Here is a 519-nt window from a genome sequence, read left to right as displayed (position 1 = left end):
TCCTTCTGCCAGCAGGTAGTTGTCCTGCTCAACCAGCTTATACTCGTTCCTTGTGCCGCGCACTTTTTCCGTTTTGCGGCGTCCATAGGCAATCTTGCCGCAGTACACCGGATTTTTCAAAATCAAGCGAATCAAATGTGCGTCAAACAGGGGATTCTTCCCATTCTGCCGGGGAATTTTACGGATACCATGGTTCTCCAGATATTTTGCAATTCCGTTTGCGCCAATATCCGTATGCACATATTGGTCATAAATGACGCGGATTGCCTCTGCTTCTTCCTCGTTGATAATCAATTTCCCATCCACCAGCCGATACCCATAGGGAGCAAAGCCGCCGTTCCAGCGGCCCTCTCTTGCTTTTTGGATGCGGCCCTCCATGGTTTGGACACGAATATTTTCCCGCTCAATCTCCGCCACGGCAGACAGGACAGAGATCATCAATTTGCCCGCGTCCTTGGAAGAATCAATGCCATCCTCCACACACACCAGGTTGACGCCAAAATCCTGCATGACCTGAAG

1 protein-coding gene is annotated in these 519 nt (G+C 50.3%); it reads right to left on the bottom strand.

Translation table 11 applies throughout. The features are described from left to right. Window positions 1-519 (bottom strand): recombinase family protein (locus ODJ80_RS14060; protein WP_263042558.1); only part of this gene is annotated, 519 nt, incomplete at both ends.

The organism is Acutalibacter sp. LFL-21 (assembly GCF_025630755.1).
Lineage (GTDB): Bacteria > Bacillota > Clostridia > Oscillospirales > Acutalibacteraceae > Acutalibacter > Acutalibacter stercoravium.
This window is presented reverse-complemented; position numbering and strand designations above follow the sequence as displayed.